The following is a 24,633-nucleotide window of genomic DNA, read 5'->3' as shown; positions in this document are numbered from 1 at the left end:
GGCGATGAGCGCGATCCTGATCCTCGTTCCCCGCTGGAGCGAGAGCGACGACAACGACCTCGAAGCCGGTTGGGCGAAGGTGCACGCCAAGATTCGTCATGACAACCCGAATTGGCCGGTGTCCAGCCGCGCCGACGCGGAGCAGGCGCTGAACATGCATCGGCGGTGCGATCCTGGGGAATGTTCGACACGCGTTGCTGCTTCTATCGTGGTGCGCAACAACTTTCAGTACTTCCAGGACCGAATGCGATGACCATTGCAGCACCCGGCGAACCGGATGTACATCTACAGATCGACCTGCACGGCGTGGTCCTCCACTATGCCGCGCACCCTTCTGCCGCGCGCCGACTGATGGCGGATGAGTCGATCCACCACTACATCGACAACGTGTCCGTCATCCCCGGCACTGCCGCTGAACTCCCCCGTCTCCCCTGCGAACAGCTATACCTCGGCCCATGAGCTCGGCAGGTGGCGCGTAGCTTCGTCCAAGGGTGGCGAATCGCGCGCGGGGAGTGGCCGGAAACATCGTATAGCGCCCTCGCGGTGTGCCGCTCGTCTCTGCCACAGCGGTTGCAAGGCTCCCGCCAACAGTTAGGGGAAAATGCGCACGATGGACAGTCTCGAGCCCGCCCGCCGGGCACTCGTGCCCGGCCAGCTGGTGCGAGCCAAGATCGTCAGCCACCAGCCATGGGGTTTGTTCGTCGACATCGTCGGTCGCGAAGGTGTCGGCGCGTCGGTGGACCTCATCGCACAGTTCAGTGCCGCCTTCCCTGGAAGGCAGATCTACCAGCTGTTCCTGCCGATCGGCACCGAGATCTATGCCGTAGTCCAGCAAGTTCGGGACTGGTATCCCTCGGAGCGCGGTATTCGACAGGGCGGAATTCGACTCAGCATTCGCCCCGAGGACCTCGACTCGTTCAGCTGGCCGTGTGACTTCTGCGAGCAGCCCACAACTCTCAGCCCCGGAGGCGACGGCCTCAGCCTGGCAGTGCTGACCACCGACGGCCCCGAGGGCTACACAGTGACCTCGCACCGGAAGTGTCTTGCCGATCGCATCCGCCCGGAAGACGCAGGTCAACGTGCGCGAGCCCTGTGGATCGGCAAGCCTCTACCGAGCAACTCGCCGCCGGAGTAGTAGGTCGGACCGCGGCGTTTACGGATCAGCGGGTGAAGAGCCAGGCGACGAGTACGAGGACGAGTAGGGCGACGAGGGCTAGCTGAACGCGTGAGCGGGGCATCAACGGGCTCCGCTCTGGGCCGGCTCGCGCACTTCGGCGACGGGGAGGGCCGGCTCTTCGAGTGCGGCGGCTACCACACGGTCGCGGCCGAGGGCGTGCATGGCGGCGCGCAGGACCCGATCGAGGCCGTAGGCGATGGCGAAGCTGGTCGGGACCATGCCGACCAGGACAACGAGGAACTGCGGGATGAACGGCAACCCGGCCACCCAGAGCTCGAACCCGTCCCACCAACCAGCAATCGCATGCACAGCGACAGCCTACTCACGCCGGATAAACGAGCCATAAACGAGCGCGGCTCGGCGGCCGGTGGACGTGTGGGCGAGCTGGAACGAAGATGAGGTATGGCGTCTTACGATGATCTGACCGTCCAGGAACCCGATGGCTTGCCGGCGTTGAGTCCGATGACGGTGTCAACGCACCACGCCACCTATCCGCCGATCGACGACTATGCGTTCCTGTCGGACTGCGAGACCACCTGCTTGATCGCCAGCAATGGCGCAGTCGAGTGGATGTGTGTGCCGCGCCCGGATTCACCGAGCATTTTCGGCTCCATGCTCGATCGCAGTGCCGGGCATTTCCGAATCGGTCCGTACGGCGTCAATGTGCCTGCCGCGCGCAGGTATCTGCCCGGCGGGATGATCCTGGAAACCACCTGGCAGACCGAGACCGGCTGGATCATCGTGCGCGACGCCCTGGTACTCGGGCCGTGGCACAACAACGATCAGCGCAGCAAGACCCATCGCCGCACCCCGATGGACTGGGATGCCGAGCACATCCTGCTGCGCACGGTGAAGTGTGTGAACGGCACGGTGGAGCTCGAGATGAGCTGCGAACCGGCCTTCGACTACCACCGTTCGACGGTGAGCTGGCAGTACACGGGCAAGGTCTACGAGGAAGCCACCGCGGTGCGCACCGTCGACCCGGGCGCGGGTCCGACGCTGGTGCTGACCACCGATCTGCGGCTGGGGCTGGAAGGCCGTGAGGCGCGCGCCAGGACCAGGATGAAGGAGGGCGACGAGATATTCGTCGCACTGACCTGGTCGGAGTTGCCTGCGCCACGCACCTTCGAGGACGCGGCCCAGAAGATGTGGGCGACGACCGAATGCTGGCGGCAGTGGATCACCCTCGGCAAGTTCCCGGACCATCCGTGGCGCAACTACCTGCAGCGCAGCGCGCTGACCTTGAAGGGCCTCACCTACGCACCGACCGGCGCACTGATGGCCGCCGCCACCACCTCGCTGCCCGAAACGCCTGGCGGCCAACGCAACTGGGACTACCGCTACAGCTGGGTACGCGACTCCAGCTTCGCGCTGTGGGGCCTCTACACCCTCGGCCTCGACCGCGAGGCCAACGACTTCTTCGCCTTCCTCAACGACGCCACCACCGGCGAAAACGACGAACCCGTTCCGCTGCAGGTGCTCTACGGCATCGGAGGCGAACGGGAGATCACCGAATCCACCCTCGACCACCTGTCCGGCTACGACGGGGCCCGACCGGTTCGCATCGGCAACGGTGCCTACAACCAAGACCAGCACGACATCTGGGGCACCATGCTCGACGCGGTGTACTTGCATGTGAAGTCGCGCCAGCAGGTGCCGGAGACGCTGTGGCCGCTGCTGGAACGCCAGGTGCATGCGGCCATCGCGCACTGGCAGGAGCCTGATCGCGGTATCTGGGAAGTACGTGGCGAGCCACAGCATTTCACCTCGTCGAAGGTGATGTGCTGGGTGGCGCTCGATCGCGGCGCGAAACTGGCCGAAATGCACGGCCAGTTCGAGCACGCCACCGAGTGGTACACCATCGCCGAGCAGATCAAGGCCGACGTGCTGGCCAACGGCGTGACCGCCAACGGAGTGTTCACCCAGACCTACGGCGGCGACACCTTGGACGCCTCACTGCTGCTGGTGGTGCTGACGCGCTTCCTGCCGCCCACCGACCATCGGGTGCGCGCCACCGTGCTCTCGATCGCCGACCGGCTCACCGAGAACGGCCTGGTGCTGCGCTACCGGACCGAAACCACCGACGACGGGCTCAGCGGCGAGGAGGGCACCTTCACCATCTGCTCGTTCTGGCTGGTGTCGGCGCTGGTGGAGATCGGTGAGCTACAGCGAGCCAGGCACCTGTGCGAGCGACTGCTCGGCTACGCGAGCCCGCTACGGCTCTACGCCGAGGAGATCGATTCGCGCAGCGGCCGCCACCTGGGCAACTACCCGCAGGCATTCACCCATCTGGCGCTGATCAACGCGGTCATGCATGTGATCCGCGCCGAAGAATCACGCCACACCGGCGCCTTCCAACCCGCCCACACCCCCGCCAGCCACCCCGGCTGAGCGGAAAGCTCACCGCGGTGACACACATCAACCACGCCGAAAAATCACACCGTACCAACGCATTCCAACCCCACCTCCCAGGCTGAGCGGGGTTCGAAGTCCCGGCCGAACCCGACCTTCGCAACCCCGGGAGCGGGACTTTCGCTAGGCCGGGGCGAGATCGTCTGCGATCGAGCGCAGTCCGCGCAGCTTGCCCAGTTGGAGGTCGAGGTCGGCGATCCGCTGTTCTCTGCGGTCACCGTACTTCCCCGATGCTTCCTCGGCGGTGCGCAACGCCTCGTCGGCCGCGCGCAGCACGTCGGTGGCGATATCGGTGAAGTGGTCGCGCAGGGTGCGCTGCATGGCGCGCAAGCGGTTTCGCGATTCCTTGCCGACCTGGAAGACCACATCGTCCATCAGTCTGGCGACCGCGACCTTGGCCTCGGCTTGGCGGCGCTGCTTGCGGGCCTTGCGGTCGTCCCACAGCGCGTTGACGCCGAGAAGTACGGCGGCCGCGGCCGAATACCAGTTCACCAGTGGCATTTTCAGCAGGCTGGTGAGCAGGCCGACCATGAGCAAACCACCGTAGGAGCCGCGCATGGCGGTCAGCAGTTGGGTGAACACGCCGGCTTTCGCGCTCACCAGCGATTCCAGCGGGGCGACCGGCCCGAGTACTTCCCCGGGGTTGGTAAGCCGTAGATCCGGCAGCGATGGGGCGCGGTTGTCGGCGGGAAACCGCGCGGCAACCTGTTCGCACAGCTCGACTGCCCGGTAGTGCGCCATCACAAAGTTCTCTTCGACGGCCTCGCAGATGCGTGCGTCGAGATCGGTGCCGAATTCTTTCCACCGGCGGGCCGGATCGGTCTCGGCGATCTCGGCCTCGGCGTCCCGGACCAGGCTGCGCAGGCGATGCCGCAGGTCGTGCTCGATGTCGGCCATCAGTTCGGTGCTGCCGTCGACCAGGGTGACCTGCCAGTTCGCCGAGCGCTGCCGCAGCTGGTCGGCCTGGTCGCGGGCGATGACCAGCCGTTCGGTGATCTCGGCACGCTTGCGCGGATCACGCAGTGTTTCCGCCTCGGTCCGCAGCGTCATGGCCAGGTGGTCGGTGACCAGGCGGATGTCCTGCACTGCAGCGTCGATCGCGACGGTGTCGGCCCGCGCCACGACGTAGTCGCGCAGGTGATCGATGAGCTGCGGGACGCCGGACTCGATGTCGCGCTGATAATTACCCGCCTCGCGATGCAGCTGCGCGGACACCGGCGCGACCGCGAAGCCGAGCCCCGCCGCGTCGAGCAGCTCCCGGTTGCGCTGCTGAACGTGCGTCCACTGCGGGTACAGGTCGATCTTGTTGAGCACGCAGATCACCGTCGGGCACACCTGCTGGATGCGCTGCAAATGGGCGATCTGATGCGCAGTGAGTTCGGCGTTCGCCGCGCCGACGTAGAGCACGGCGTCGGCGGCGGCGATCATCGACCAGGTGGTGTGGTCCTCACCATTGGCGCCGGGGGCATCCATCACCACCACACCATCGGCGAGCAACGGGCTCGGCTCGGTGAATTCGGCGCGGATCACGCCCTCGGCGTTGAGCGCGGGGACCGGGTCGAGCGGATCGACCGCCTGGCGTTCAATGCGACCATTGCCGACCGACTTCACCAGGGTCGCAGAGGCTTCCGGCGCGTACTCCGCGATCACCGGAACGCTCAGCGCACTGTCGGTTGCGCTGACCTGTGCCCCGACCAGGCTGTTGACCAGGGTGCTCATGCCGTTCTTGGAATCACCGACCACCACGAGCCGAACCCGGGGATCGCTGACCCTGGCCCGCACCATATTGAGGCGCCCACCGAGATCTTCGCGACCAGCGGATCTGGTCATCTCCCGCAGTTCGTCGAGAATCCGGATGAGTGGCGCCATCGCGTCCGGGTGTTTCACCGTCACGGCCTCCAGCCCGGCTGCGGCAGACAACACTCCTCCTGACTGTGGTTCGCTTCGCTCAACGATGACATGACGGTGCGCGGGCTCGTGCACGCACCCCGTATCGCGCTCTCGATGCGCTCCGACTACAGCAGCGCGATGTCGAGTCCGCCGGCCAGCTGGTGGTGCGTGTCGTGCATGCTCGCCTCCGGCATCAGCGGGGTGGACAGGCCGCCCGCGGACAGCAGCGTGAACGCCGAAGGGTCGTAGTACATCGACGGATCGGTGTGTGACAGCAACGCGCTCATCGGGTCGTCGAGCTCGCCCGCGATCCCGTGCGGCTTCGGGTCCAAGCCCATCGGAGGCTTCATCGGGGTGACGGGCCCCGCTCCGGTCGGGAGCGGGTTCTGCGCGGTCGGCAGTTCGACGTCCATCGTCGGCGTGATCGGGATCATCGTCGGCGCGGGCGCGGCGTGCGAGACCGTCGGCTGCGGTAGCGAAGGCTGCTGGGTCGGTACGACCACCGTCGGGATCTCGGCACTCGGCTGAGTGTGTGTGGAAGGGGTGGTCTGCCCGGTGCCCGCGCCGCCGCCGGTGCTCGGCAGCGTCATGTCGTTGTCCGGCGTGGTGGGGCGCGTCGGAACGACCGTCGTGCCCGGGGTCTGGGTGCCGGGCAGGCCCGGTGTCTTGGTCACGTCGATCCCGGTGCCCGCGCCCGGCGTCGGCGTGAGAACCGCCGTCGGCAGCTTGGTGGTGCCGAGGTCGGGCAGCTCCGTGGTGCCGGGATCGGTGATGACGTTGCCCGGGGTCGGCACGGTGAGGGTGATGGTGGTCGGGATGGTCGGCAGCACCGGGGTCAGGGTGGGCAGCAAGTCCACCACCGGCTTCACCGGAACAGGCGGCACAGGCTGGTCGAACAGTGTGGGCAGCACCGCGGCGGGCGCGGTCAGCGGCGACGGACCCGGTGGCGGCGCAAGCACATTGGCGATCGGCGTGCTCGCCGCGTCCGGCTGGATGGTGGTCTGCAGCGGGGTGGCCGCCACCGGCTGCACGACATTCACCACGGGTGCGGGCGGCGCGATCGGCGCGGGCACCGGCGCGATCGGCTGCGCCGCGACCGTGGACAACGCGGGCGGCGCCACCGCAGGGGCAGCGGCAGGAACCACCGGCTGATGACCTACTCCGCTGTTGCCGAGACCCGAAGTGCCCGAACCACTTCCGTGCTGATCCGCCGTCGTGCGCCCGGACGGGCTCGCCGGGTGCGTGCCGTGACCGCCGTAGTCGAGCCAGTCGTTGAACCGATCGACCTGATCACCGACGTTGCTACCCGCGGCCGCGACGACCTTCAGATCCGCGGAGGCTTCCACCTTGAGGTCGGTGCTCATATACGCACCCCTGGGGCCGATGCCGACGTCCACGGTGAACTCGGTGTGCACCTGCACCCCGGCGTGCGCGCCGAGGTATATGCCGAAGTCGCCGTTGCCGACTCCGTCGAAAGGATGGCCCGACGCCCCGTCGGACATCCCGTCCAGGTAGTGACCGGAAGTCCCGTCCACATAATGACCGGACATCCCGTCGAACATGTGGCCCGGCACCGCATTCGGCGTTTCGTCATACACGTGGCCCGGCACGGCGTCCGTCGCTTTATCGCTGACCGCTTGCACTTTTGCGCTCTCCGCAACCGGAACCCTGGTCAGGCCGAATATGTTCCCCGGCGGGGCGAAACCACCGCCATCGGGAAGGCCGAAGCCATGACCGGAGGGGCCCAACCCGTGCCCGGGCAGCCCGAAACCAGGTCCGCTCTCGGTCGAATCGTCTTCTTCCGACTTGTCGGCCTTGCCGCCGGTGATCGCGTCCCACCAGTTGGGCGCGTGCCACTCGGGCAGTTGGAATCCGGGCAGACCCGACGGTGCATGCGTTTGCGGTGTCGGGTCACCCCATTCGGTAGTGGACGGCGCGTGCAACGTGGGTACGTTGCCGGATTCCGACCAATTCGGTTTGGTGGACTCCGACCAGTTCGGCGTCGAGGGGGCGTGCCCCTCGGGCGCGCCCACCCGGATGTAGGGGCCGTTGGACGGCGCGTGTCCGTTGGGAGCCACCGGCGCGGTCGGGAAGGACGGCAGCTGGAAGCCGTGGTGGCTGTCGCGAGCGAGCGGCGGCGCGGGGATCGAATGCGGGTCCGGCTCCGGGAAAGTCACCACAGGGCTCGGCGCATCGGGTTCCGGATCGGTGCTGCCCGCAGCCCAACCGGTGTGCCAGCTGTCGAGCCGTTGCGAACCGGGATGGGTGGGTGCGCCACCGCCGTTGGACGCCACCAGGGCGCCGCCGGTCACGTAGGCGCCCGCCCTCGCCACCCGCGCTACGCCGGTGGCAATGCGGTACGCGGTATCGCCCGCGCGGTCGTCAGCTTCGGTGTCGTTGCTGTCGAAGGGCAGGTCACTCGTCATGCAAGCTCCACTCTCGGGGTTCCAGCATCCTCACCAACGCCGGGCAGACCCGAGTGAAGATCACCTAACGATATTTCCGGAAATCACAGCTGTCACATTCTCCGGCCACCCTGCCATGGCAATTACCAGAACGGAAGCCCTTTTTCCCGGGGCATTCCAAACCGGACGCAGCCTCAAAATATGTGCCGCTACCGGGGCCGATCCCAACCGCGGACGCCCCCTCGCGCACGTGCACCGAAGTCGTGTCGACGAAGATTAAGAGATCTCTAACAAATGCTCAAGGGGCGCTGAAGATCCACTACCTACCTTCGATCTCGCGCCGTCGATCGGTCGGCAGCATCGCAGCGAAGGAGACCTCAGCATGACGGCACTCACCCGACGCCGCCGAGCCCGCATCGCCGCCGTCCTCACCGGGACGGCACTCACAGGCGGGGCGGCCGCCATCGTCGCGGGCGCCGCGTCCGCCCCCCACCGCTGCCGGCCGAACCCGGCGGCCCCACCATTGTCTGCACCATCCAGGCGCCGCCGGATATGCCGCTGCCTCCCGGACCTGTCCGCATCGAGCAGGTCGAACCGCTGCCCACCGAGCCGGGCCCGCATGCGGTGCAGCACGGCCACGCGCGGACCATCACCGTCGCGGCCCGCCGGTGCAGTGCAGACAAGCCGAGCGCCACCAACTCGACCACGGGTGACACGAACTATGCCGCCCCGACCACGGGCGATCCCAACACGGACGATCCGACCGCGGGCGTCGAAATCCTCATCGACGACGACGGCACCGGCATCCACAACGACTTGCGCCCCGACGCCTTCGACCGTTTCGTCAAAGGTCCTGGCTCCCACGGTTCGGGTCTGGGGCTCGCACTGGTCCGCCAACAAGCCGAACTTCATTCGGGCACAGCCGAACTCGACCACAGCCTGCTCGGTAGCACCCGTCTTCGGGTATGGATCGCAACACCGGAGTCCCAGACGGAACTCAATCGACCCAGTCTTTGAGCGGCGTGGTGTCCAGCGTGATGTCGACCGGAGCGGGAAGCGTCACCTCGCGTCCGAAGGCATAGCTGTGGGTGTCCTGGTAGTAGCCATCCTCATCAGGCTGGCTGTGTACTACAACTTTGCCGGCCTGACGATCAATGAGCAGATAGATCGGAATCCCGGCTTGTGCATACGCAATCGGCTTCTCCACCCGATCACGCTGATTGGTGTCCGAGTCATGCGAGGTGACTTCGACGGTCATCGCGACAGCCTCAGGTGAGGCCCATTCACCAGCACCCACAAATGCATCGAGCGGCGCCAGAATGCCATCAGGACGTGCCCGACCTTTGCGATAAGCCCCCACGGCCAACCCTTGCCCTATGACATGCAGAAACAGCCCCGGGTTCAGCGGTAGCAGCAGCAGAAGCAGCCAGTTGAGGATCCGACCATGGTCGCCATCGGGCACTCGCTTGACCCCCAGTCGTCCGCCGATCAGCTCGACATGTACACCCGCTGTCTCGCGCTCGACCGCACGGGCGATCGATTCGAACTCGGTTGTGAGGATTGGATCCGGCTCCACCGCAGTCATCGCCCTCCTCCTGGCATCTGCTCGGCACGCGATTCAGTCGGCAACCCACGCACTACCAGCGACGAGTCCATAAATCATGGACGCAGTGCAACTGTGTCCACTCATTATGCGCCCCAACCCCGTCTACTACTACTTGCCCTTCGGCTTATCGGACGCCGCGTCCGAAGACAACGCCGCGACGAAGGCTTCCTGCGGAACCTCCACGCGACCGATGGTCTTCATCCGCTTCTTGCCTTCCTTCTGCTTCTCCAGCAGCTTGCGCTTACGGCTGATGTCACCGCCGTAGCACTTGGCGAGCACGTCCTTGCGGATGGCGCGAATGTTCTCGCGGGCAATGATCTTCGAGCCGATGGCGGCCTGGATGGGCACCTCGAACTGCTGACGCGGGATGAGCTCGCGCAGTTTGGTTGTCATCTTGTTGCCGTAGGCCTGGGCGGCGTCCTTGTGCACGATCGCGGAAAACGCGTCCACCGCCTCGCCCTGCAGCAGGATGTCCACCTTGACCAGCTGCGAAATCTGCTCGCCCGACTCCTCGTAGTCGAGGCTGGCGTAACCACGGGTGCGCGACTTCAACGAATCGAAGAAGTCGAAGATGATCTCGGCCATCGGCATGGTGTAGCGCAGCTCGACGCGGGTCTCCGACAGGTAGTCCATGCCACCCAGGTCGCCGCGGCGCTGCTGACACAGCTCCATAATCGAGCCGATGAACTCGCTCGGCGAGATGACAGTGCACTTCACCTCCGGCTCGAAGACGGTGCGCACCTTGCCTTCCGGCCAGTACGAGGGGTTGGTCACGATGTGCTCGGTGCCGTCCTCCATCACCACGCGGTACACCACGTTCGGCGCGGTGGAGATCAGGTCGAGATCGAACTCGCGCTGCAACCGCTCACGGGTGATCTCCATGTGCAGCAGGCCGAGGAAACCGCAGCGAAAGCCGAAGCCGAGCGCCACGGAGGTTTCCGGCTCGTAGGTCAGCGCGGCATCGTTGAGCTGCAGCTTGTCCAGGGCGTCACGCAGATCGGGATAATCCGAGCCGTCCACCGGGTAGAGACCCGAGTACACCATCGGGCGCGGCTCGCGGTAACCGGTGAGCGGTTCGGTGGCGCCGTTGCGAGCGGCGGTCACGGTGTCGCCGACCTTGGACTGGCGCACGTCCTTCACACCGGTGATCAGGTAGCCGACCTCGCCGACGCCGAGACCCTGGGTGGGCTTGGGTTCCGGGGAGACAATGCCGACCTCGAGCAGTTCGTGGGTCGCGCCGGTGGACATCATCTTGATCTTCTCGCGCGGCACGATCTTGCCGTCCACCACACGGACGTAGGTGACCACGCCACGGTAGGTGTCGTAGACGGAGTCGAAGATCATCGCGCGGGCGGGCGCATCCGGATCGCCGACCGGCGCGGGGACGGTCTTGATCACCTCGTTGAGCAGCTCCGCGACACCGACGCCGGTCTTGCCGGAAACGCGAAGCACATCGTCGGGTTCGCAGCCGATGATGTGCGCGATCTCGCTGGCGTAGCGATCGGGGTCGGCGGCGGGCAGGTCGATCTTGTTCAGCACCGGGATGATCGTCAGATCCTTGTCCAGCGCGAGATACAGATTCGCCAGCGTCTGCGCCTCGATACCCTGCGCCGCGTCCACCAGCAGCACCGCGCCCTCGCACGCCTCGAGCGCCCGCGACACCTCGTAGGTGAAGTCGACGTGGCCGGGTGTGTCGATCAGATGCAGCACGTAATCGGTGCCGTCCACCTGCCACGGCAGCCGGACATTCTGGGCCTTGATGGTGATACCGCGCTCGCGCTCGATATCCATCCGGTCCAGATACTGGGCGCGCATCTGCCGCTCTTCGACCACACCGGTCAGCTGCAGCATGCGATCGGCCAGCGTCGACTTTCCATGGTCGATGTGCGCGATGATGCAGAAGTTCCGGATCCGCGCGGGATCGGTGAACGTCGTGTCGGCGAAGCTGGCGGGCACTCCACTCCTCATTGGTATCGGCAAACTGTCGTCTATCGTCCCATGGGCGGTGTAGAGCGATCGCCATCGGTTGGCCGTTGTCCAGGTCACAGTCGATCTGACCGAGCCATCAGGTGTCCCCCGTTGCGCCGCGCGATCGGCACATTCGCCGCCTTACCAGTCGAATTCCCGCGCGGATGTGAGAACGGCGGCGCGCCGTTATTCTCCAGAGATGGCCCGAAGTTGGAACTCTCTCGGCAAGCAGCTAGGCCTCATCGCGAAGGAACAGGGTCCCAAGATCGTCAAACAGCAGGGACCGCAGCTTGTCGACAAGCTGCGACGCTCGTCATTGCTGGAACGTGCGGTCGGCTCGATCGCGCAACGCAGGACACCCGCCGTCGCTGTGCGCCCCACTGCCTCCAGGCCCGTACCGACGGCCGAGCGCGCCAGACAGATCGTCTACGCACCACAGCTGGACGGCCGCGCCGACCCCGGCGAGATCGTGTGGACCTGGGTTCCCTACGAAGAGGACCCGAATAACGGCAAGGACCGTCCCGTCCTGGTCGTCGGGCGCGATCGCAAGACCCTGCTCGGGCTGATGCTTTCGTCGAATCCGGAGCGGGCGCACGACCGCAATTGGGTCGGGATCGGCAGCGGCAGTTGGGATCACGCGGGCAGGCCGAGTTGGGTCCGCCTCGATCGGGTGCTCGATGTGCCCGAGGACGGCATCCGTAGGGAAGGCGCCATCGTAGAGCGCAAGACATTCGACCTGGTCGCACACCGGCTGGTCATCGAATACCACTGGAGCTGAGAATGATCGATAGGGTGCTCGGGCCGACCAAGGTCGCCATGCTGATCACCGACATCGGCTTCCTGATCTATTGGGCGATCGCCTTCGCCCATTTGATCCCGCCGGAATTCGCGTACAAGGACTACACCGATCCGGTGCTCAGCGACTGGAACTTCTCGTTCGTCGCGCTCGACCTGGCCGCCAGCGCAACCGGCCTCGCCAGTCTGTGCCGCGGCAACGGCTCGCGAACGCTGATGACGGTGTCGCTCACCCTGACCAGCACCGCGGGACTCCAGGCGATCGCATTCTGGGCCCTGCGCGGCGACTTCAGCCTCACCTGGTGGATCCCGAACCTCTTCCTGCTGTTGTTCCCGATCCCCGCCCTGGTCACGCTGACCTGCGGCGCGGCACCTCGATCCGGTGCTGCGGCCGAATCGGGAGCGGTCCGCTAGCGACGTGCTCACCGAACGAACTCCGCTGATCACTTCGCGGGAGCGGCCGGCATCGCACGAGCCCGGGCCGACACGTCCATCGGAACGTGCGACCCGGGCTCGGGTAGTTCGGTAGGCCGGATGCTCAGCTGATCATTTCGCGAGAGCGGCCGAAGAGCAGGCCGTAGACCAGCGCACCGAGGACGCCGCCGATCAGTGGGAAGACGACGAAGGCCCAGACCTGGCCCATCGCGCCGTCCTGATAGGGCGCGACGGCGAGGGCGCGGGCCGGGTTGATCGCTGCGTTGTCCACCGGGATCGCGACCAGATGGATGACGGTCAGGGTGACGCCGATCGAGAGGCCGGCCAGCGGGACGTCGGAAAGCTGGTCGGTCGAGGCGAGCACCACGAACACCAGCAGCGCCGTCAGCATCACCTCGATGATGATCACCGCGGCCAGGCCGTAGCCGTTTTCGATGATGACCTTGCCGAGCGGACCGGTCTTCGCCGACGGGCTGTGCTTACCCCAGCCGTTGGCGGCGAGCCCGTCGGCCGCGCGATCGTAGGACGGCAGGTTCTTCGCGAGGGCGAACAGCACGAGACCGGCCAGGAACGCGCCGATGAGCTGGGCGATCACGTAGCCTGCCGCGGTGAGCGCCGACAACCGGCCGAGCAGCAGCTGACCGACGGTCACCGCCGGATTCACGTGGCAGCCCGAGATCGGCCCGATCGCATACACCAAGAACAACAGGGTCAGCCCGAAGGCGAACGCCACACCGAGCGCACCTACCCGCTGACCGGCCAGCACCGCGGTGCCGACACCCCCGATGACAAGAACGAACGTGCCGAGCGCTTCGGCGGCCCATTTCTTGGAGTCGGGAGTCGGTGCTAGCTCTGTGGCTTCCTCGATGACTTCCTGAGCAGTGGGCATACATGTCACCTTCCGAGAGAACACCCCGCGTGCACGGGGAGCACACTGGTTCTGCCTGAGGTCCTGCTGCGTTCGATAGTGCCGAAGTAGTCGATCCGTTCGGGACGTTACGCGAGGTAGTAGTGCTCCACAACAACCCTCGACCTGCGACGACCGATTTCCCGGACACCTCGGTGGCTCGCCGGGTGCGCCCAGAACACGGCCGATCGCCGATTCGCAGGCATCGGCGACTGGATAAAGCGCGAAAAGGCCGCAGTCTAGGCGAGACGGGTGATCTCCACGACGACCTCGAGGTCCGTAGAGCCGCCACCGGAAAAGATTCCCTTCAGCGGCGGCACATCCGCGTAATCGCGGCCGACCCCGACCGATACGTGCTGTTCGTTGATGGCGATGTTGTTGGTCGGGTCATAGCCCCACCACTGGCCGGTCCATGCCTCGATCCAGGCGTGCGACTGACCGGCCACCGTGGTGTTGATCTCGGCCTCCGGATGCGGATGCAGGTACCCGGAGACGTAGCGACTCGGTATGCCCATGCTGCGCAACAGGACAAGGGTGAGGTGCGCGTAGTCCTGGCAGACGCCTTGCCGCTCGGCGAACGCCTGCACGGCCGAGGTGTGCACGGAGGTGGTTCCGGCCAGGTAGGTCATCTCCTGATGCACCCATTCAGCTGCTCGCACCACAGCTTTCGCCGGTGGCACCCCGCGCGCCAGCTGCCGCGCGACGGTCGCCAGTTTCCGATCCGTCGGCACATAGGTGGTGGCGGCGAGCATTTCGTCGAACCGGTCGGCGATCTGTTCGCGGCGCAGCTCTTCCCAGCCCAGTTCCTCGGCCGGACCGGCGAACGGCTCGGTCTCCACCACCGAGGAGCCGGTGACCTCCAATTCGGTGTGCGGCGCATGCAGGTCGAAGGAGGTGACCGCGGTGCCCCAATAGTCGGTATAGCGGTAGGAGCGGGTCGAGGGCACCGTCTCTACCCGATTGAGGATGACGTTCTGCCTGCTGTCGGCGCGTGGGGTGAGCCGGGCCTCGTTGAACGACCGGGTGACCGGCGCGTCGTACACATAACCGGTGGTGTGCACCACCCGAATCCGCCAGCTCACAGTTCTCCCTCCACCTGCGCGTGGTTGTCGTGACTGCTGCGCAGATCGGTCCACGCCACCCATGGCGCGGCATGGAAATATTGCAGCGCGATCGCCTCGCCGACCTCGCGGAAGTTCCGCTGCAGCAGCAGCAACCGATTCTGCAGGTCCTCCAGCAGCACACCGGGCGGCAGGAATTCGAGTTCACTGCGGGCCCGGCCGAGTAGTCGCTGTGCCTCGTGCCGTGCGCCGACCCGGCTGGTCGGCCGTTGGTCGAGTTCGGCGAGACAGTCCTCGGCAACCCGCACCGAATGGAACAGTGACCGCGGGAAAAGCCGGTCGAGCAGAATGAATTCGGCCACCAGATTGGCGTCGAGCGCACCGCGATGGGTGCGCAGATAGGTGTCGTGCGCGCCCGCCGAGCGCAGCACCGTCACCCAGGCCGGTGACGAGGTGCGGTCACCAGCTCGCGAAAGCAGTAGCCGCACAGTCATATCCGCACGTTCGATGGAGCGGCCGAGCAGCAGGAACCGGTAACCGTCGTCGCGACTGAGCGTCGAATCCGACAGTCCGGCGAACATCGCCGCCCGGTCCTTGATGTAGTGGAAGAACTCGTGCGGCCCGAGGCTGCGGGCGGCGCGTTCGGCGGCCGCCAGCCCGATGTAGGTGGCGTTCAGGCACTCCCACATTTCGCTGGAGGCGACTTCTCTTGCGCCCCTGGCATTCTCGCGAGCATTTGCGATCGAGTTGGTGATCGACGCACCGTGCTCGGGACTGAACGCCACCAGATCGGTGACCGACCAGACATCGAGTTCGCCCTCCGGCGGCTCGATACCGAGCACCCGCAACAACACTCGCGAAGTACGGTCCGGATCGACCGTTGCATCCTCCAGCAGCTGATGCACCGCAACGTCGAGGATGCGTGCGGTGTCGTCGGCACGCTCGACGTAGCGTCCGATCCAGTACAGCGATTCGGCATTGCGGGCCAGCATCAGCGCACCACCCTCGCACCGGATTGTCGCTGCTCTTGTTGTTGCTGCTGCTGTTGCTGATTCGACTGCTCGGCAGTCAGTTCCCGGCCGAGTTCACGCGAATCCGATTGCGGCGGTTCGCTGACCAGCTCCGCACCCGCCAGTTCCCGGTCGGCGAGCGAGTCGCGTCCGGACAACACCCAGGTGTCCTTGCTGCCGCCGCCCTGACTCGAGTTGACCACCAGGGAGCCCTCCGGCAGCGCAACCCGGGTCAGCCCGCCGGGCAGCACCCAGATGTCGTCACCGTCGTTGACCGCGAAAGGCCGCAGGTCGACGTGGCGCGGCACCAGTTCGTTGCCGATCTTGGTCGGCACGGTGGACAACTGAACCACCGGCTGCGCGACCCAGCCACGCGGGTCCGCCTTGATCCTGCGACGGGCGGCGTCCAACTCGCGCAGCGTGGCGTCCGGTCCGATGACGATGCCGTAGCCGCCGGACCCCTCCACCGGCTTGACCACCAACTCACCGATCCGGTCGAGCACCTCCGCACGCTCGTCGTCCAGCCAGCAGCGGTAGGTGTCGACGTTCGGTAGCACCGGCTTCTCGCCGAGGTAGTACTCGATGATCGTCGGTACATAGGCATAGATCAGCTTGTCGTCGCCGACGCCGTTGCCGATCGCGCTGGAGACGACGACATTGCCCGCGCGTGCGGCATTCAGCAGACCCGCGACGCCGAGCACCGAATCGGGGCGGAAGTGCATCGGGTCGAGGAAAGCGTCGTCGATGCGCCGGTAGATCACGTCGACCTGCCGCTCCCCCGCCGTGGTGCGCATGTATACGACGTTGTCCCGGCAGAACAGGTCCCTGCCCTCGACCAGCTCCACGCCCATCTGCCTGGCCAGCAGCGAATGCTCGAAGTAGGCCGAGTTGTAAACGCCGGGGGTCAGAACGACGACCGTCGGATCGGCCCCGTTCGGCGCGGCCGAAGCGCGCAGCGCCCGCATCAGATGACTCGGATAGTCACCCACCGCACGCACCCGATGCGAGGAGAACAGGTCCGGGAAGACCCGCGCCATGGTGCGGCGATTCTCCATTACATAGGAGACACCTGATGGGGAACGCAGGTTGTCCTCGAGGACCCGAAATTCGCCGTGTTGGTCGCGAACCAGGTCAATGCCCGCGACGTGGATGCGCACGCCGTTCGGCGGCACCAGCCCGGCGGCCTCCCGGTGGAAATGTTGGCAGGAAGTGACCAGGCGTTTCGGGATCACCTCCGCGCGCAGAATGTTCTGCTCGCCGTAGATATCGGCGAGGAACAGCTCCAGCGCGGTCACCCGCTGCTTGATGCCGCGCTCCAGTTTGTTCCATTCGGCGGCCGCGATGACCCTGGGCACCAGATCCAGCGGGAACGGCCGCTCCTGACCCGACAGCGAGAACGTGATGCCCTGATTGATGAAGGCGCGATCGAGGGCGTCCGAACGCGCCGCGAGATCCGCGACGTCGATGGGCGCGAGCGCGGAGAAGATGCCTTTGTAGGGCTGCCGGACCCGGCCCGAGCTGTCGAACATCTCGTCGAAGGCCTGGTCATAACGGCCGGGTCGATAGCCCTCGAACAGTCCGGTGGAAGGTGCTCGCCCATGGCCACCCGCACGTCCGTTCGACCGGACCGGCGGCGGCACAGGAGATCGGGCCGATCGCGGCGGCGAGGCGGAGGTCATGCAAGAATCGTGCGCCATGCAGCGGCTTTGCCGTGTGAGACACAGGTAAATTTCTTGCATCACTCCCGCGTTGCGGGTAAAAATTCTGTTCGACAAACTGGCGGGTCCGCAGCGGTGGCTCGGGCGCCGGATGCACCGATTTCGTGTGCCAAGCCGTGGCTGGTACCCTCGATCTTCGGCGTTGCGTTACCGATTTACTTCGGGTGTGTCGCACGCTCGCAAACTTTTCCAGCACAGTCCATTCAGCGACAGGAACACGAGGAAACAGGCGTGGCCAACATCAAGTCCCAGATGAAGCGGATCCGCACCAACGAGGAAGCGCGCAAGCGCAACCAGTCGGTCAAGTCCGCTCTGCGCACTGCGATCCGCAGCTTCCGCGAGGCCGCGGCCACAGGCGACAAGGACAAAGCTGCCGAGCAGCTGCAGTTCGCCAGCCGCAAGCTGGACAAGGCTGCCTCGAAGGGCGTCATCCACGCCAACCAGGCTGCCAACAAGAAGTCGGCGCTCGCGCTGGCCCTCAACAAGATCTAGTCCGCCGGTATCGCGAGATACCGCATGTGCTTTTGACGTAGCCGCCGTGGCCTCGATGACCACGGCGGCTTTTGTCGTGCCCACCGAAACGAGACGGCCACACGACGCCGTGTCGGCGCACCGCCGAGGCCGTGATCTTGCGGGGACGAGCGCGGCAGGAGAATGGTGTGTGATCGGTTTCGGGCAAACGCCCGGCGTCCTCCGAATCGGCGGTAGTGTCTGCCAGGCGAGGGCACTCGTCAGCAATGTTTTCACCAATGATTGGAGTTACCGTTGGACGGCGACCGCAACACCATTACGTTGTATGCCAACCAGACCGTGGTTCGGTCCGAGGACCTGCCCGATGTCATCCGGGCTGCCGACGTTCTCCAGATCGGTCTGAAGATCGAGAACATCATGGTTCCCGCAGGTGAGGGCGCGTACTCGTTGGAGTGGATCGTCACCCGTGACGACGACGTGCCGTTCTACGAGGAATGGGACGGCCGCTACGAGGACTCCGACGAGGAAGACGAGCTGACGCTCGCCTCCGTCGAGTAGTTCTCAGGACTCGGCCAACCGGTCCAGCGCCGTTTGGGAATCGGCGTCCGCGGCTCGATAGATGATGATCCGCTGGTCGGGGTCCTGGATCGGCATCAGTACTTCGTAGTTGACGACCAAAGGCCCCACCACCGGATGCCGCAATGGCTTCCGGCCGCGACCGTTCACCCGCACATCATGCCTGTCCCAGGCCCGTGCGAATTCCTCGCTGCGGGTGAACTCGGCAATCAGGTCCGCAAGGGCCTGATCGTCGGGATGCGCCGCCCAGGCGGCTCGCAGGTCAGCGATGCCTTCTCGGATGATCCGTTCCCGGTCGGCATAGAAGTCGCGCATATCAGGGTGCATCAGGCACAGCCACATCGAGTTGCGCTGGCCCGGCGGCAAGGTGTCGAAATCGACGATCAACCTGGCCATTTCCCGGTTCCACGCCAGAATGTCGTAGCGATGATTGACCAGCATGGCAGGCAGCGGGGAAAGATCCTCGACCAGCATGACGAGCTCGGGCGCGGCCACCGTGCTCGGTTTGCCCGTGTCGGGCTGACGCTGCTGGGCCAGGTCGAACAGATAGGCGCGTTCGTCGGTGTCCAGCCGCAACGCACGCGACAGCGCCTCCAGCACGTCGGCGGACGGTCGTAGGCCCCGCCCCTGCTCCAGGCGGACGATGTAATCGATACTGACCCCTGCCAATTCGGCGACTTCCTCGCGCCGCAGGCCGGGCGTGCGGCGGGCCTGCCTGCGCTCGGGCAGCCCGAGGTCACCGGGGGTGAGGCGCTCCCGCCGGGCCCGCAGGAAGGCCGCAAGTTCCTGTGTCGCGTTCACCGTGCCAGTCATCACCTTCGATCCTACGGCTGGGTGGTACTGGCTTTCCCAGGAAGAACCTTCCCTTATCGTCGGCCTCGCGCCGTTCCAGACTTGCTGTCGAACGAACGACGACAGGAGCCCGACATGTCCACAGGCCTCACCCTCGACACCTACCGGCTGCTCGGCCGCTCGGGGCTGCGGGTTTCCCCGCTGTCCCTCGGCACCATGACCTTCGGCGCCGACTGGGGCTGGGGCGCCGACAAGGACGAAGCCCGCAAGATTTTCGACACCTATGTGGAGCGTGGCGGCAATTTCATCGACACCGCCAGCCAGTACACCAACGGCACCTCCGAGCAGCTGCTCGGCGAGTTCACCGCGGACAATCGCGAAAGCCTTGTGCTGGCAACCAAATACACGATGCTGCGGCGACCGAGCGACCCCAACTCCGGGGGCAACCACCGCAAGAGCATGTTCGCTTCGGTGGAGGCGAGCCTGCGCAGGCTGAACACCGACTACCTCGACGTGCTGTACCTGCACGCCTGGGATTTCCGCACCCCGGTCGAGGAGATCCTGCGCGCGATGGACGACCTGGTCCGTGCGGGCAAAGTGCTCTATGTCGGCATTTCCGACGCACCGGCGTGGCAGGTCTCGCGCATGCAGGCCATCGCGGATCTGCGGGGCTGGTCACCGCTGATTGCGTTGCAGATCGAATACAGCCTCATCGAACGGACCGTCGAGCGCGACCTCATTCCTATGGCGCAGGAAATGGGTCTTGGTGTGATCCCGTGGTCGCCACTGGCCAGCGGCGTGCTGACCGGCAAGTACAGCAGCGCCGACCTGGCGGATGATGCGGAGGCATCGCCGGAAGGCTCACGCAAGAATGTGGCCGCCGCCAACGGCTCGCTCACCGCGCGCGGTCTTGCCATCGCCGATGTGGTGAAAGAGGTTGCGGCGCAACTGGGTAAGGCGCCGTCGCAAGTGGCGCTCGCCTGGACGCTACGCAACCCCGCAGTTACCGCACCGATCATCGGCGCCCGCACAGCCGCACAGCTCGAGGACAACCTCGGTGCCCTCGATGTCGAGTTCGACCCGGCGCAGGTGGCTCGGCTGGAACAGGCCAGCGCTATCGACCTCGGTTTCCCGCACGAGTTCCTGGCCAGGCCGATGACGCAGAGCGTCACCTTCGGCGACCTGAAGGTGCAAGAGCGCAACTGAATTCGGCACGATTCGCGGCGGTGCAGAGCTGGCTTGCACCGCCGCGAACCGCTGCCCTATGCTCGGTGCCGCGACATCGCGTCGCCGTAAGCGTTCACGTCAACCAACGCACCGGTTCTGCCGCCCGGCGGAATCGCTGCTGTGACGACCTTACGGAGTGAACCGATGACTTCCGCGAACACCAACTCCCGCACCGGTTTCAAGCTGCCCGCCCGCTATGCGTCGGTGCTCATGCCGATGCTGCTGTCGATCCTGATGACCTGCATCGTCTCCCTGATCAGCACCCTGATGAGCGATGGCCTCGCGGTCGGGATGTGGCTGCGCTCGTGGGCGGTGTCCTGGCCCATCGCCTTCCCCACCCTGCTCCTGATGCTGCCGCTGGTACGCCGGGCCACGGCGGCACTGGTGCAGGCACCGAAAGCGGTGTGAGGCAACGCCTTATCTCGGATAATGCTGATCCGGCGTCGCCGGGGCAGGTGGCTGCCACGCACCCGCCGTCTGCGCCTGGTGCAGCAGTTCGGGGACACGCTGGTGAGGCACTTCCGATTCCGCTCCGCACCACGTGCACTGCACGGTGTGCTTGGTCTTCAGCGCGAAGAGCGGAATGAAGAAGAGCGTGAACTTGGTGACGAGTTTGCGCAGAGCGTGCGCCGCCGGATTGTGGCAGTTGCCGCATACCAGCGTCAGCATGGCGAGTTGCTGGACGGTGCGTCGCCAGCCCCAAATCAACATAGGAAACCCCCAGGATGGAATCGAACGACGTCGACAGTACTCGCATGATCCAGGACCAGCGCACCGTCGGTGGAGTCGGTCTGTCCATGCCGCAGGCGATTGGCACACGATCGTTCGGCCCAACGGACGTTCGCCATGGCCGACCGGTCAGTTGACGCAGGGGACAGCATCGCCGGTGATGGTGCTGTCGACGGCGTGCCGACATCCGGCGTGGCGGTGACCGATCCAGTGGTCGAGGCGGTGTCGGTGGCCTGATCGGCGGGCTTTGTGGACGGGGTGCTCGACCTGGTGGTCGGGATGTGCGCGCCGAAGGCGGCGCGCACGTCGTAGTGCAGCACCGGGAGAGTGCGGAATTCGACGGTCGGGTTGTCGGACGAGCCGGAGGTGCGCAGCAAGTCCCCGCCATCGGAGCACACAAGGGTCCGACGGCTATCAGGGAAAACATGTCGCCCTGGGCCACGATGACCGGTGCGTCGGGCTGAACAGGCCAAAGCCCCGTTCACGCGGTCGGTCGGAGAGCACGACATTGCGGTGCGCGACGTCCATCGGGGTCGGGGTGGGCGGCGGCGGGGAGCTTTCGATAGATGTCAACTACTTCCGCGGCGCGATCGATTGGTGGTCGAGGAGAAAACGTCGCCTTCACGCGGCCATTCGCCGGGATATCGGCATCTGCCCACAGACGTCGAGTGTCCGGCGGTTGTCAAGGAAATCCATGCCGCTGTGGCCACGATGGCCGGTGCACTGAACAGCCCGAAGCCCCGTTCACTAGACCGGCCGGAAAAGCGCGTCGCTTCGGTCAACCTGCGGAGTGCAGGTCCAGGATCTGGGTGAGAGCGTGTTCCAGGGCGTAGTCGGGGTCGGCGGCGCCGCCCTTGACGTCGGCGTTCAGGGTGGCGACCACTTGGAGGGCGGAGCCGATGGTTGCCGAGCTCCAGCCGCGGGCCTGGGCTTGGGCTTTCTTCACTTTCCATGGGGGCATGCCCAGCTGTTGGGCCAGCTTGAAGGGGTCGCCGCGACCCGCGGAGCCGACACGGGCGATGGTGTGTACGGAGTCGGCGAGTGCGTCGGCGAGGAGGACATGCGGGACGCCGCGATCATTGGCCCAGCGCAGTGCTTCCATCGCGCCGGGACGGTCGCCCGCGACGGCCAACTCGGCGACGTCGAAGCCGGAGACCTCCGCTTTCCCGGAGTAATAGCGGCGAACGGCCGCGACGTCGATCTTGCCGCCGGTGTCGGCGGCAAGCTGCGAACACGCGGCGGCGAGCTCACGTAGCTCCGAACCGACCGCCTCCAACATCACCTGCACAACCTCGCCCGACACCCGCACCCCCGCGGCCCGGAACTCGTTGCGCACGAATTCGACCCGCTCGGTCGCCTTGGTCAGCTTGGCGCAGTCGTGCACCTCGGCGCCCATCTTCTGCAGCGCAGGCGCCAGCGCCTTGGCCCGGCCGCCTCCCGAATGCAACACCACCAGCACCGCACCCTCGGGCGGATCCTCGGCAGCCTCGGTGATCACCGCGACGGCATCTTTCCCCGCCTCGGCCGCCGACTCCAACACGATCAACCGCTCCTCGGCGAACAACGAGGGGCTCAACAACTCGGCCAGCTCAGCAGTGCTGGCATCCCCCGCCCGCAACCGATCAACCGGCACCGCGTCACCATCCGGCGCACCCGCCCGAACCTGCGCAGCGATCTGCGCGACCGCCCGCTCGATCAACAACTCTTCTTCGCCGAGAACCAAGTGCACCGCCGCAGCGCGCTCGCTCACGACCCCACCCCGCTGACGCTGGGCTCCCTGGTGCGGGCAACCGACCTCGACATGATCCGCTCGCTGCACTCGCTCATGACCGCACCTCGCCGGCACTCGGCTCCAGCGCACCCGAAGGCGCCATATCCCTGATTGGCTCGCCGCGCTCGCTCACGGGCCCGATCCTACGGTCCGCCACCGACAGCTTTGCCATGACCACGCTGCGCGCTGTCCCGGCCAGAGCTGCCGGCACCGACGCAAAAGAGAGCAGCCCGGGCCCGGGCGAGCAACACCCGATCAACGCCCCGACGTTTGTCACACATGCCTCTGATCCAAGCTGTCCGTCAGATTGTCAGCACGCCAGCTCGCAACTTGGGTGTTGTGGCCGGTCCAGCGATTGTTGGCTATCGCGAGACGCGGGTAGACGCCAGCCGAGCGGACCGTGTTTCTTTTCAGTTTTGCTCAGACACATTATGAGCAAGTTTCGGTATCCAATGCGCAACGATCAAGGCCGAACTTCAGGTAGTCACCTTCGGCCGGTTTTCGGGGGATAAAAGAGGTCAACGGTATCTCTTTCCCCGGCTGGCATTCGTCATCGGCTGGGTGAAGACTGAAGAGGGGTGATTAGTTATTACAGTCGGAAATATATCCACACCGAAGGACGCAAAATGTCTACCAAAACCGTCAAAATCTTCGCCGCAACCGCCATGGCCTTGTCCCTGGGTGTCATCGCAGCTCCCGCGGCATCAGCAGGCACGGTTCCATCCGCTGAGCCCACGTCGACCTCGGCCACTCCCACGGATGGATCAATCGCGCTGTGCTTCCCCCTCGGCAGTGTCGTCTGGTGCATCTGAGGCCACCGCCTGAGAAGCCCGCAGAGGCGGGGCTGATGCGATCATCTCCGCATATGCACTTCGGCGCACAACTTCGCCGTTTCGGCTGGTCCAGCTATCGTTTCGGCTGTGGTTTGCGGTTGTGATGCCCGAATGCTCAGCCCCGCATGCTGAGCCGCATTCACGTTGCTCCGGCATGCCGAGCTACCTCCTCGTTGCTCCCCCATGCTGAGCTTTCTTCGTTGCTCCGGCATGCCGAGCCACCTCCTCGTTGCTCCCGCATGCCGAGCTTTCTTCGTTGCTCCCGCATGCCGAGCCACCTCCTCGTTGCTAAGGAGATCCGACCGATTGCAATGTCACCACTCGCACTTTCGATCCTGCACCGATGATCACCATGTCGCCGACTGATCGGTGCGGATGACGACGCTGCCGACGGCGCCGAGCGGCGAGTAGACCGGGACGCGGGTGACCGAAGGCGTAGTCCACACCGGCGCCGACTATCGCGAGGTGCGAGCAAAGGATGAAGAAAGTGTTTCTTTTCAGTTTGCTCGGCAACATTCCGAATAAGCTTCGGTCTCCAGAGCGCAACGATCATACACCGAACCCAGGTGATCAACTTCGGCCGGACTATAGGGGATAAAAGAGGTCAGCGGTATTTCTTGACGCAGTCTGGCATTCGTCGACTGCCGGGGCCACACTGAGGAGGGTGATGAGTTATTGAAGTAAGAAGTTTATCCAAACCAAAGGAAGCAAAATGGCTACCAGAACCGTAAAAATCCTCGCCGCGACCGCCATGGCTTTGTCGCTGGGTGTGATCGCAGCTCCCGCCGCTTCGGCCAGCACGATTCCATCCGCTGAGCCCACATCGACCTCGGTCACTCCAACCACCGGT

25 protein-coding genes are annotated in these 24,633 nt (G+C 65.5%); 11 read left to right on the top strand and 14 right to left on the bottom strand.

Annotation, left to right across the window (positions count from 1 at the left end; all coding sequences use genetic code 11):
- Positions 1 to 4 precede the first annotated feature (4 nt).
- The 3 genes from ACLMAL_RS15110 to ACLMAL_RS15100 all read left to right on the top strand — a co-directional run bounded on the left by ACLMAL_RS15110 (position 5) and on the right by ACLMAL_RS15100 (position 1,135).
- A complete protein-coding gene (locus ACLMAL_RS15110) occupies positions 5 to 253 on the top strand; it encodes a hypothetical protein (RefSeq protein ID WP_411999631.1) in 249 nt (82 codons plus the stop codon).
- Positions 250 to 459, top strand: a complete 210-nt coding sequence (locus ACLMAL_RS15105; protein ID WP_379062906.1) for a hypothetical protein — start codon at positions 250 to 252, stop codon at positions 457 to 459. The genes ACLMAL_RS15110 and ACLMAL_RS15105 overlap by 4 nt, the downstream gene beginning before the upstream one ends.
- 151 nt (positions 460 to 610) lie before the next feature.
- Positions 611 to 1,135 (top strand): hypothetical protein, encoded by a 525-nt coding sequence (locus ACLMAL_RS15100; RefSeq protein WP_411999630.1) that lies wholly within the window; start codon positions 611 to 613, stop codon positions 1,133 to 1,135.
- Between the two features lie 102 nt (positions 1,136 to 1,237).
- On the opposite strand, the gene ACLMAL_RS15095 is transcribed toward ACLMAL_RS15100, so the two are convergent.
- Positions 1,238 to 1,486, bottom strand: coding sequence for a hypothetical protein (locus ACLMAL_RS15095; protein ID WP_411999629.1), 249 nt, complete (start codon positions 1,484 to 1,486; stop codon positions 1,238 to 1,240).
- A 153-nt stretch (positions 1,487 to 1,639) separates the two neighbouring features.
- On the opposite strand from ACLMAL_RS15095, the gene ACLMAL_RS15090 reads away from it, so the two are divergent.
- Positions 1,640 to 3,568: a glycoside hydrolase family 15 protein gene (locus ACLMAL_RS15090; protein ID WP_411999713.1), complete on the top strand. Its 1,929-nt coding sequence runs from the start codon at positions 1,640 to 1,642 to the stop codon at positions 3,566 to 3,568.
- Between the two features lie 144 nt (positions 3,569 to 3,712).
- On the opposite strand, the gene ACLMAL_RS15085 is transcribed toward ACLMAL_RS15090, so the two are convergent.
- Together ACLMAL_RS15085 and ACLMAL_RS15080 are read right to left on the bottom strand one after the other, a co-directional pair.
- On the bottom strand, positions 3,713 to 5,509 hold the full coding sequence (locus ACLMAL_RS15085) for a dynamin family protein (protein ID WP_411999628.1): 1,797 nt from the start codon (positions 5,507 to 5,509) through the stop codon (positions 3,713 to 3,715).
- A 95-nt stretch (positions 5,510 to 5,604) separates the two neighbouring features.
- Positions 5,605 to 7,905 carry a hypothetical protein gene (locus ACLMAL_RS15080; RefSeq protein WP_411999627.1) on the bottom strand — a complete coding sequence of 767 codons (2,301 nt, stop codon included), beginning with the start codon at positions 7,903 to 7,905 and terminating at the stop codon, positions 5,605 to 5,607.
- A 531-nt stretch (positions 7,906 to 8,436) separates the two neighbouring features.
- Here ACLMAL_RS15080 and ACLMAL_RS15075 point away from each other — a divergent pair.
- Positions 8,437 to 8,901 carry a sensor histidine kinase gene (locus tag ACLMAL_RS15075; protein ID WP_411999626.1) on the top strand — a complete coding sequence of 155 codons (465 nt, stop codon included), beginning with the start codon at positions 8,437 to 8,439 and terminating at the stop codon, positions 8,899 to 8,901.
- Here the strand turns inward: ACLMAL_RS15075 and ACLMAL_RS15070 are convergent.
- Positions 8,882 to 9,469 carry a Uma2 family endonuclease gene (locus tag ACLMAL_RS15070; RefSeq protein ID WP_411999625.1) on the bottom strand — a complete coding sequence of 196 codons (588 nt, stop codon included), beginning with the start codon at positions 9,467 to 9,469 and terminating at the stop codon, positions 8,882 to 8,884. The genes ACLMAL_RS15075 and ACLMAL_RS15070 overlap by 20 nt on opposite strands.
- A 129-nt stretch (positions 9,470 to 9,598) precedes the next feature.
- Complete coding sequence (lepA, locus tag ACLMAL_RS15065; RefSeq protein ID WP_328410591.1) at positions 9,599 to 11,458, bottom strand: translation elongation factor 4; 1,860 nt, start codon at positions 11,456 to 11,458, stop codon at positions 9,599 to 9,601.
- Positions 11,459 to 11,657: 199 nt separating this feature from the next.
- Between lepA and ACLMAL_RS15060 the strand changes: the two genes are divergently transcribed.
- Both ACLMAL_RS15060 and ACLMAL_RS15055 read left to right on the top strand, forming a co-directional pair.
- On the top strand, positions 11,658 to 12,236 hold the full coding sequence (locus ACLMAL_RS15060) for a type II toxin-antitoxin system PemK/MazF family toxin (RefSeq protein WP_328410589.1): 579 nt from the start codon (positions 11,658 to 11,660) through the stop codon (positions 12,234 to 12,236).
- A 2-nt stretch (positions 12,237 to 12,238) separates the two neighbouring features.
- Positions 12,239 to 12,667 (top strand): DUF5360 family protein, encoded by a 429-nt coding sequence (locus ACLMAL_RS15055; RefSeq protein ID WP_411999624.1) that lies wholly within the window; start codon positions 12,239 to 12,241, stop codon positions 12,665 to 12,667.
- Between the two features lie 124 nt (positions 12,668 to 12,791).
- Here ACLMAL_RS15055 and ACLMAL_RS15050 read toward each other — a convergent pair whose 3' ends face one another.
- The 4 genes from ACLMAL_RS15050 to ACLMAL_RS15035 form a co-directional block, all read right to left on the bottom strand.
- A complete protein-coding gene (locus ACLMAL_RS15050) occupies positions 12,792 to 13,577 on the bottom strand; it encodes an aquaporin (RefSeq protein WP_406237194.1) in 786 nt (261 codons plus the stop codon).
- 257 nt (positions 13,578 to 13,834) lie between these two features.
- Positions 13,835 to 14,677: a transglutaminase family protein gene (locus tag ACLMAL_RS15045; protein WP_328410583.1), complete on the bottom strand. Its 843-nt coding sequence runs from the start codon at positions 14,675 to 14,677 to the stop codon at positions 13,835 to 13,837.
- Complete coding sequence (locus tag ACLMAL_RS15040) at positions 14,674 to 15,648, bottom strand: alpha-E domain-containing protein (RefSeq protein WP_411999623.1); 975 nt, start codon at positions 15,646 to 15,648, stop codon at positions 14,674 to 14,676. Before ACLMAL_RS15040 ends, ACLMAL_RS15045 begins: the two co-directional genes overlap by 4 nt.
- Entirely contained in the window at positions 15,648 to 17,345 is a 1,698-nt protein-coding gene (locus tag ACLMAL_RS15035) for a circularly permuted type 2 ATP-grasp protein (RefSeq protein ID WP_411999622.1), read from the bottom strand. The genes ACLMAL_RS15040 and ACLMAL_RS15035 overlap by 1 nt, the downstream gene beginning before the upstream one ends.
- Positions 17,346 to 17,615: 270 nt before the next feature.
- Between ACLMAL_RS15035 and rpsT the strand changes: the two genes are divergently transcribed.
- Together rpsT and ACLMAL_RS15025 are read left to right on the top strand one after the other, a co-directional pair.
- The gene (gene rpsT / locus ACLMAL_RS15030; RefSeq protein WP_328410579.1) at positions 17,616 to 17,876 is read left to right on the top strand and encodes a 30S ribosomal protein S20; all 261 of its coding nucleotides are present in this window, start codon (positions 17,616 to 17,618) and stop codon (positions 17,874 to 17,876) included.
- A 273-nt stretch (positions 17,877 to 18,149) separates the two neighbouring features.
- Complete coding sequence (locus ACLMAL_RS15025; protein WP_328410577.1) at positions 18,150 to 18,413, top strand: hypothetical protein; 264 nt, start codon at positions 18,150 to 18,152, stop codon at positions 18,411 to 18,413.
- Between the two features lie 3 nt (positions 18,414 to 18,416).
- On the opposite strand, the gene ACLMAL_RS15020 is transcribed toward ACLMAL_RS15025, so the two are convergent.
- Complete coding sequence (locus ACLMAL_RS15020; RefSeq protein WP_411999621.1) at positions 18,417 to 19,244, bottom strand: helix-turn-helix domain-containing protein; 828 nt, start codon at positions 19,242 to 19,244, stop codon at positions 18,417 to 18,419.
- Between the two features lie 114 nt (positions 19,245 to 19,358).
- Here ACLMAL_RS15020 and ACLMAL_RS15015 point away from each other — a divergent pair, with 114 nt between their 5' ends.
- Together ACLMAL_RS15015 and ACLMAL_RS15010 are read left to right on the top strand one after the other, a co-directional pair.
- On the top strand, positions 19,359 to 20,429 hold the full coding sequence (locus ACLMAL_RS15015; RefSeq protein WP_328410574.1) for an aldo/keto reductase: 1,071 nt from the start codon (positions 19,359 to 19,361) through the stop codon (positions 20,427 to 20,429).
- Positions 20,430 to 20,594: 165 nt separating this feature from the next.
- Positions 20,595 to 20,858 carry a DUF2798 domain-containing protein gene (locus ACLMAL_RS15010; RefSeq protein ID WP_411999620.1) on the top strand — a complete coding sequence of 88 codons (264 nt, stop codon included), beginning with the start codon at positions 20,595 to 20,597 and terminating at the stop codon, positions 20,856 to 20,858.
- A 9-nt stretch (positions 20,859 to 20,867) separates the two neighbouring features.
- On the opposite strand, the gene ACLMAL_RS15005 is transcribed toward ACLMAL_RS15010, so the two are convergent.
- The 4 genes from ACLMAL_RS15005 to ACLMAL_RS14990 all read right to left on the bottom strand — a co-directional run bounded on the left by ACLMAL_RS15005 (position 20,868) and on the right by ACLMAL_RS14990 (position 24,620).
- Positions 20,868 to 21,161: a hypothetical protein gene (locus tag ACLMAL_RS15005; protein ID WP_328410570.1), complete on the bottom strand. Its 294-nt coding sequence runs from the start codon at positions 21,159 to 21,161 to the stop codon at positions 20,868 to 20,870.
- On the bottom strand, positions 21,155 to 21,556 hold the full coding sequence (locus ACLMAL_RS15000; protein WP_411999619.1) for a hypothetical protein: 402 nt from the start codon (positions 21,554 to 21,556) through the stop codon (positions 21,155 to 21,157). The genes ACLMAL_RS15005 and ACLMAL_RS15000 overlap by 7 nt, the downstream gene beginning before the upstream one ends.
- 401 nt (positions 21,557 to 21,957) lie before the next feature.
- The gene (gene holA, locus ACLMAL_RS14995) at positions 21,958 to 22,929 is read right to left on the bottom strand and encodes a DNA polymerase III subunit delta (protein ID WP_411999618.1); all 972 of its coding nucleotides are present in this window, start codon (positions 22,927 to 22,929) and stop codon (positions 21,958 to 21,960) included.
- A gap of 1,526 nt (positions 22,930 to 24,455) precedes the next feature.
- Entirely contained in the window at positions 24,456 to 24,620 is a 165-nt protein-coding gene (locus ACLMAL_RS14990; protein ID WP_411999617.1) for a hypothetical protein, read from the bottom strand.
- Positions 24,621 to 24,633: the final 13 nt, after the last annotated feature.

The organism is Nocardia sp. CWNU-33 (genome assembly GCF_046764895.1).
In the GTDB taxonomy this organism is placed as follows: domain Bacteria; phylum Actinomycetota; class Actinomycetes; order Mycobacteriales; family Mycobacteriaceae; genus Nocardia.
The sequence above is the reverse complement of the archived record's forward strand: the minus strand, read 5'-3'. Positions and strand labels throughout refer to the sequence as shown.